Source organism: Halomonas sp. A3H3, from assembly GCF_000982975.1.
Taxonomy (GTDB): domain Bacteria; phylum Pseudomonadota; class Gammaproteobacteria; order Pseudomonadales; family Halomonadaceae; genus Vreelandella; species Vreelandella titanicae.
In genome coordinates, this window is record NZ_HG423343.1 from 2,862,351 (window position 1) to 2,869,717 (window position 7,367).

The 7,367-nt window shown below is 56.1% G+C and carries 6 protein-coding genes and 1 pseudogene; all 7 read left to right on the forward strand.

What is annotated here, in order from left to right:
• Nucleotides 1-84: 84 nt before the first annotated feature.
• Nucleotides 85-351 (forward strand): 30S ribosomal protein S20, encoded by a 267-nt coding sequence (gene rpsT, locus HALA3H3_RS12655; protein WP_022521977.1) that lies wholly within the window; start codon nucleotides 85-87, stop codon nucleotides 349-351.
• An 84-nt stretch (nucleotides 352-435) separates the two neighbouring features.
• Nucleotides 436-2,019: a murein biosynthesis integral membrane protein MurJ gene (gene murJ / locus HALA3H3_RS12660; RefSeq protein ID WP_022521978.1), complete on the forward strand. Its 1,584-nt coding sequence runs from the start codon at nucleotides 436-438 to the stop codon at nucleotides 2,017-2,019.
• A 66-nt stretch (nucleotides 2,020-2,085) separates the two neighbouring features.
• A complete protein-coding gene (ribF, locus tag HALA3H3_RS12665; protein ID WP_022521979.1) occupies nucleotides 2,086-3,198 on the forward strand; it encodes a bifunctional riboflavin kinase/FAD synthetase in 1,113 nt (370 codons plus the stop codon).
• The gene (ileS, locus tag HALA3H3_RS12670) at nucleotides 3,182-6,037 is read left to right on the forward strand and encodes an isoleucine--tRNA ligase (protein ID WP_022521980.1); all 2,856 of its coding nucleotides are present in this window, start codon (nucleotides 3,182-3,184) and stop codon (nucleotides 6,035-6,037) included. Before ribF ends, ileS begins: the two co-directional genes overlap by 17 nt.
• A gap of 58 nt (nucleotides 6,038-6,095) precedes the next feature.
• Nucleotides 6,096-6,593, forward strand: coding sequence for a signal peptidase II (gene lspA, locus HALA3H3_RS12675; RefSeq protein ID WP_053857186.1), 498 nt, complete (start codon nucleotides 6,096-6,098; stop codon nucleotides 6,591-6,593).
• A 35-nt stretch (nucleotides 6,594-6,628) separates the two neighbouring features.
• Entirely contained in the window at nucleotides 6,629-7,075 is a 447-nt protein-coding gene (gene fkpB, locus HALA3H3_RS12680) for an FKBP-type peptidyl-prolyl cis-trans isomerase (RefSeq protein ID WP_022521982.1), read from the forward strand.
• A gap of 11 nt (nucleotides 7,076-7,086) precedes the next feature.
• Nucleotides 7,087-7,367 (forward strand): annotated as a pseudogene (ispH, locus tag HALA3H3_RS12685) (4-hydroxy-3-methylbut-2-enyl diphosphate reductase); the annotation flags it as partial.

Sequence of the window (7,367 nt, forward strand, 5' to 3'; positions counted from 1 at the left end):
GTGCTGTGGCAGCACAACAGACGAACACATATTTAATTTCGTTGCCGTTTTATCGGCAACCTTTATTCTCCAAGGAGATACCCTGTGGCGAACAGCAAGCAAGCTCGCAAGCGCGCCCGCCAGGCCGAGAACCGTCGCGTCCTGAAATCCAGCCAGCGCAGCATGGTCCGCACCTACATCAAGCGTGTAGTGAAAGCGATCGGCACCGGCGACCACGCTAAGGCAATGGAAGAGTTCAAGGCAATGCAGCCGGTCGTTGACCGTATTGCAGACAAAGACGTGCTGTCTAAGAAGAAAGCAGCTCGCCTGAAGAGCCGTTTGAACAAGCGTATTAAGGCACTGGCGGCGTAAGCCGGCAGGCGCCATAAAAAAACCGGCTGCGGCCGGTTTTTTTGTGTCTGGATGATTTTTCTAGATGATTTTTCTGGATAGCTTATGACAGCGAAGAAAGCACCCAACACATCCCCAGGCACCACAGTCGTGCGTCGCGGGCTAATGCGCTCGGGGCTTGTAGTCAGTGCCATGACCATGCTGTCGAGAGTGATGGGGCTGGCGCGTGATGTGGTTATCGCTACCTTCTTAGGGGCAGGGGATGGCGCTGATGCGTTTTTCGTGGCGTTTAAGATCCCTAACTTTCTGCGCCGTCTGTTTGCCGAAGGGGCTTTCAACCAGGCTTTCGTACCCGTGCTCTCAGAGTACTCCACCCAGCGTAGCCGGGAGGAGATACGCGCGCTGCTGAATGCCACTGCCGGTAGCTTAACGGCGGTGCTGGCGCTAATTACCGCCGTGGCGATGCTCTGTGCGCCGTGGCTGATTTGGGTATTTGCCCCTGGGTTTGGCAGTGAGCCGGACAAGCTGGCGCTGACCGCGGATATGCTGCGCTTAACCTTTCCTTATTTACTGCTGATTTCGCTCACCGCGTTTTCCGGTAGCGTACTGAATACCTGGAACCGCTTTGCGGTTCCCGCGTTTACCCCGGTGCTGCTTAACCTTTCGCTGATTGGTGCGGCGCTGTTTTTAATGCCGCTAATGGAAGAGCCCGCCATGGCGCTCGCCTGGGGCGTGTTGATCGCTGGAGCGGCCCAGTTGGTTTTTCAGGTGCCGTTTTTACTGCGCTTGGGATTGATGCCTACTCCCTGGCCTAATTTTGCTCATGAGGGAGTGCGACGCATACTGAAACTCATGGGGCCTGCGCTGTTTGGGGTATCGGTATCGCAAATTAACCTGCTGTTGGATACCGTTTTGGCGTCATTGCTGGCGGCGGGCAGCGTGTCGTGGCTTTACTACTCGGATCGTTTAGTGGAACTGCCGCTGGGCGTGTTTGGGGTGGCCATTGGGACGGTGATTTTACCAGCACTCTCTAAACGCCATGCTGACCAGTCCAAGGAGCACTTTGCTGCGATGCTTGATTGGGCGATCCGCATTGTATTGCTGTTAGGCTTGCCCGCGGCACTGGCGCTGGCGGTGCTTGCCGAGCCGCTGTTAATCACGCTGTTTCATTACGGAGCGATGACCGACAACGACATCCAGATGGCGGCCATGAGCCTGCGTGCTTATGCCTTTGGCTTGGTAGCCTTTATGCTAATCAAAGTATTGGCACCGGGATTTTTTGCTCGCCAAGACACCAAAACCCCGGTGAAGGTAGGCATTATCGCCATGGTCGCTAATATGGTGTTTAACCTACTGCTGATTTGGCCGCTGGCTCATGCTGGATTGGCGTTAGCCACCGCGCTTTCTGCGTTCTTGAACGCGGGCCTGCTGGGTTACTTACTGCATAAGCAGGGAGTGTTGGTCTTTCAGCCGGGCTGGAAGCGCTATTCGGTGCAGTTACTAGGTGGCAGCGGGCTAATGTGCGCGGCCCTCTATTTTATTGCGCCCGACTGGCAGGCTTGGCTCGCGTTTGGCCTTTGGCAACGGATAAGCTGGGTCACCGGGCTAGTGATACTGGGCGGCTCGCTGTACTTTGCGTGGCTGGCGGCACTGGGTTTGCGCGTTCGTCATTTAAAAATGCACTCATAACACTGCATCCTGGGGTGTGGGTTCGTTATAATCAGAGGCTTTATGTCCTCCAACGGCTGAGGTGCCATGCGCGTCATTCGAGGTCTGCACAACTTGAGAGCGGCTCATCGTGGCTGCGTTGCCACCATCGGTAATTTCGATGGGGTGCATCGCGGTCATCAAGCCATCCTTCAGCAGTGCCGCGAGCACGCGGCTCGCTGGAGTGTGCCGCTGACAGTGGTGGTATTCGAGCCCCAGCCGCGGGAGTTTTTTGCCGGCGATCAAGCGCCGCCGCGTTTAACCCGGCTGCGCGAAAAAGTGCGGCTACTGCGCGATTTTGGCGCTGAGCAAGTGCTGGTTCTGCCGTTTAACGATGCGCTGCGTAGTCTTACCGGGCGTGAGTTTATCGATCAGGTGCTGATTGGTGGCCTGGGCGTTAAGCACCTGGTCGTGGGCGACGATTTTCGCTTTGGCTGCGATCGCCGCGGTGATTTCGCGCTGCTGGCGGAGGTCGGGCGTGAGCAGGGGTTTGATGTAGAGCACACGCGTACTTTTACCGTGGATGACGAGCGGGTTTCCAGTTCGCGGGTGCGTACGCTGCTTGCCAGCGGCAATTTTTCTGCTGCTGCGCGTTTGCTGGGCCGCGCCTATTCGTTACATGGCCGAGTGGTGCGCGACCAGCAGTTGGGGCGCACCATTGGTGTACCGACTGCCAATTTGCCGCTGATGCCCCAGCCATTAACGCTGCGTGGGGTTTATGCGGTGGTGGCTGAGCTTGAAAATGGCGAGCGCTACCCAGCAGTGGCGAATGTGGGCTTCCGCCCTACGGTGGGTTCGGAACGGCCAACGCTGGAGGTGCACCTGCTGGATTTTAAAGGTGATCTCTACGGCCAACGCATGACGGTGTTTCCCTGCGCGCGCCTGCGGGGCGAGGTGAAGTTTGACAACCTTGAGGCACTTAAAGCGCAAATTGAACGTGACCAGGCCCGCGCTCGCCACTATTTAATGGCGGCAATAGGTGGGCAAAACAGCGCTGACCAAGAGAACGCTGAACAGGACTATTCGCTTCCGCTGGCCTCGGCCCCGCTTGGGCGTGAGGCCATGTCTTCAAGTGCAATGTCTTCAAATGCGGTGTCTTCAAACACGATTCCTTCTGATTCTTCTTCGGCGGATGATGCCGCCGATGCTAACAACGGCTGACCAGACCATGGATTATAAGCACACGCTGAATTTGCCTGAAACTGATTTCCCCATGCGCGGCATGCTGCCAAAGCAGGAACCAGGGCGGGTTTCCCAGTGGCAGGATATGAACATTTACCAGCGCCTGCGGGAAGCGCGCGCGGGCGCGCCGCTGTTTGTGCTGCACGATGGCCCTCCCTACGCCAACGGCAGTATTCATATTGGTCACGCCGTTAATAAGATCCTTAAAGATATTATCGTTAAATCGAAGAATTTAGCCGGCTTTGATGCGCCTTATGTGCCCGGCTGGGACTGCCACGGCTTGCCCATTGAGCACAAAGTAGAAACCACTCACGGCAAGAACCTGGCGCCGGAACATGCCCGTGAGCTTTGCCGTGAATACGCTGGCGCCCAAGTTGAAACACAACTGGCCGACTTTGTTCGTTTGGGCATTATTGGCGATTGGGATCACCCATACCGCACTATGGATTTCGCCAACGAAGCGAGCGAGATTCGTGCTTTGGCCGAGATGGTCGACGCGGGTTACGTGTTTAAAGGTTTGAAGCCGGTCAACTGGTGCTTTGACTGTGGTTCGGCGCTGGCGGAAGCCGAAGTCGAGTACGCTGATAAGAAATCCGACGCCATCGACGTCGCTTTCCCGGTAGAAGATGCCGACAAGCTCGCCGCCGCCTTTGGCTTAAGCGAACTGGCCAAGCCTGCGGCAGTGGTGATCTGGACTACCACGCCGTGGACCATTCCGGCCAACCAGGCGCTCAACGTTCACCCTGAGTTCACCTATGCACTGGTCGATACCGGTGAGCGTTTGCTGCTGCTGGCGGAAGAGTTGGTGGAGAGCTGCCTGGAGCGCTTTGGCCTGCAAGGCGAGGTAATTGCTACGACCCAGGGCAAAAACCTCGACCTGATCAATTTCCGTCACCCATTCTACGATCGGCTCTCGCCAGTCTACCTGGCAGAGTACGTCGAGTCTGAGGTGGGTAGCACCGGTATCGTTCACTCCGCGCCCTCTTACGGTATGGATGACTTTATCACCTGCCGCGAGCATGGCATGGAGTTTGATGACATGCTCAACCCGGTGCAGGGAAATGGCGTTTACGTTGACGACCTGCCGTTCTTCGGCGGCCAGATGATTTGGAAGGCCAACCCGCATATCGTCGAAAAACTGCGCGAAGTGGGTGCGCTAATGGCGTATATCCCGATCAAGCATAGCTACATGCATTGCTGGCGCCATAAAACGCCGGTGATCTACCGTGCCACGGCGCAGTGGTTTGTGGGAATGGACATCAAAGGCAAAGATGGCAAAACCCTGCGTGAACGTGCCCTTGAAGGTATTGAAGCCACGGCGTTTACGCCTGCCTGGGGCCAGGCGCGCCTGCACAGCATGATCGCCAACCGCCCGGATTGGTGTATCTCGCGCCAGCGTAACTGGGGCGTGCCGATCCCGTTCTTCCTACACAAGCAAACCGGTGAGCTGCATCCGCGCACCGTTGGGTTGATGGAAGAGGCGGCCAAGCGCGTTGAGCTGGAAGGCATCGATGCCTGGTTCAAACTCGACCCGGCAGAGCTGCTGGGTGCTGAAGCGGCGGATTACGATAAAGTCACCGATACCCTGGATGTCTGGTTCGACTCTGGCACCACCCACCGCCACGTACTTCGCGGCTCGCACCCCCATGGCCACGAAAGCGGCCCGCGGGCGGACCTCTACCTGGAAGGCTCCGACCAGCACCGTGGTTGGTTCCACTCATCGCTGCTCACCGGTTCAGCGATTGATGGCCATCCGCCGTATCGTCAGCTGCTGACCCACGGCTTTACCGTCGATTCCCAGGGCCGCAAGCAGTCCAAGTCGCTGGGCAATGTGGTCGCGCCCCAGGAAGTGATGGACAAGCTGGGCGGCGATATTCTGCGCCTGTGGGTCGCCTCCACCGACTACTCTGGCGAAATGGCCGTTTCTGACGAAATTTTGAAACGCACCTCTGATGTGTATCGGCGGATTCGTAACACCGCTCGCTTCCTGCTGTCGAACCTTAACGGGTTTGATCCAGAGAAAAACCAGGTAGCGTTTGACGATATGCTGGCACTGGATCAGTGGGTGGTGGATCGAGCGCACCAATTGCAGGCGCGGATCGAAAAAGCCTACGAAGAGTACCGCTTCCTGGATGTTTACCAACAGGTGCATGGTTTCTGCGCCCGGGAACTGGGTGGCTTCTATCTGGATGTGATTAAAGACCGCCAGTACACCACGCAAACCGATTCGCTGGCGCGGCGCAGTGCACAAACCGCGCTCTATCACGTGGTGGAAGCGCTGAGTCGTTGGATTGCGCCGATTCTCTCCTTTACCGCTGAGGAGATTCACGAAAACATCCCCGGTAAGCGAGGCGACAGCGTGCTGCTGGAGACTTACTACACTAACCTTGGCAGCCTGGAAGAAAATGCTGAACTGGGTCGTGCTTTCTGGGAGCAAGTGCTGGAAGTCAAGCACTCGGTCAACAAGTGTCTTGAAGATGCCCGTAATGCCAAAGTCATTAAAGGCAGCTTGGCAGCTGAAGTCACGCTGTATGTCAGCGATGACCTGCAGGCGACTCTGGCTAAACTGGGTGATGAACTGCGCTTTGTGATGCTAACCAGTGAAGTGACGCTTAAGCCCTTGTCTGCTGCGAGTGATGCAGAAGCGACCGAGCTGGATAGCTTGAAAGTCGCGGTTAAAGCCAGCGACAACACCAAGTGCGAACGTTGCTGGCACCATCGTCCCGATGTAGGCACCTATGCGGACCACCCGGATCTGTGTGGACGCTGTATCAGCAATCTTCCCGAAGGTAGCGGTGAGATTCGTTACTATGCTTGATAAAAACATAGCTAAAGAAACTAAAACACCGTCTGACGATGTCGACACACGGCCGCCAATGCAGCGGCCGCTGCGCTGGCTGTGGCTAGCTGTGGCAGTAATTGCCTTGGATTTGGTCACCAAATACGTGGCCAGTAGTCAGTTGGGCTATGCCCAGCCGGTCGAAATACTGCCGTTCTTTAACCTGACGCTGCTGCACAATACTGGCGCAGCGTTCAGCTTTTTAGCCACGCATCCTGGCTGGCAGCGCTGGTTCTTTGCGTTGATTGCTGTGGGAGCCAGCGTGGCGTTGACGGTGTGGCTTTCACGCATCAAACACGATGAAAAGTTACTGGCGATAGCGCTGCCGCTGATTATTGGCGGGGCGCTGGGGAATCTCTACGACCGCCTGGTGCATGGCTATGTGGTCGACTTTTTATCGTTTCACGTCGCTGGGTGGTACTACCCGGCGTTTAACGTGGCGGATATAGCGATTACCCTGGGGGCGGTCGCTTTAATCTGGGAATCCATTATGGGCGAGCGGCGGCGCAAAAAAGCGGCCAAGACTTCCCATTAATTGAACGTTGAGAACAACGTATATTGAGAACTGCTATGAGCGACTATCTGATCGATGAAGGCATGGAGGTGACGCTACACTTCACCTTAAAGCTGGAAGATGGCACTTTGGTGGACTCCACCAAAGACAAAGCACCGGCTACCTTCGAGTTTGGCGACGGAAATTTGCCGCCCGGTTTTGAGCATCCGATTAAAGGCTTGGCTGCGGGGCAGGAGGGTACCTTTCAGATAACCCCTGAGCATGCATTCGGCCAGCACAACCCGCAAAATATTCAAACCCTGAAGCGGGCAGATTTTGGCGATGAAGCCCCGGAAATTGGTATGGTAATGTCGTTTGCCGATAAAGCGGGAACGGAATTGCCAGGTGTGGTCAAAACCATTGACGGTGATCGTATCGAGGTGGATTTCAATCACCCGTTAGCAGGCCGCACGCTCACCTTTGAGGTCGAAGTGCTCGACGTCAAACCGGTGACAACGCATTAATTCACTAAGCGATGCCGCTTACGCATCAAGGCGCTACTATGCAAACGACGCAAGCACAGCCCATACAGATCAAGTTAGCCAATCCGCGTGGTTTTTGTGCCGGTGTGGATCGCGCGATTGATATCGTTAATCGCGCGTTGGATGTGTTTGGCCCGCCGATTTACGTGCGCCATGAGGTTGTGCATAACCGCTTTGTGGTCGAAACGCTGCGCGCTCGTGGGGCAGTGTTTGTTGAAGAACTGGATGAAGTGCCGGACGATGTCATCGTCATTTTCTCTGCCCATGGCGTTTC

Excerpts from the sequence above, each read along its gene's own strand:
- murJ (WP_022521978.1), top strand. The coding sequence starts at position 436 with ATGACAGCGAAGAAAGCACCCAACACATCCCCAGGCACCACAGTCGTG.
- ribF (WP_022521979.1), top strand. The coding sequence starts at position 2,086 with ATGCGCGTCATTCGAGGTCTGCACAACTTGAGAGCGGCTCATCGTGGC.
- ileS (WP_022521980.1), top strand. The coding sequence starts at position 3,182 with ATGCTAACAACGGCTGACCAGACCATGGATTATAAGCACACGCTGAAT.
- lspA (WP_053857186.1), top strand. The coding sequence starts at position 6,096 with ATGCAGCGGCCGCTGCGCTGGCTGTGGCTAGCTGTGGCAGTAATTGCC.
- fkpB (WP_022521982.1), top strand. The coding sequence starts at position 6,629 with ATGAGCGACTATCTGATCGATGAAGGCATGGAGGTGACGCTACACTTC.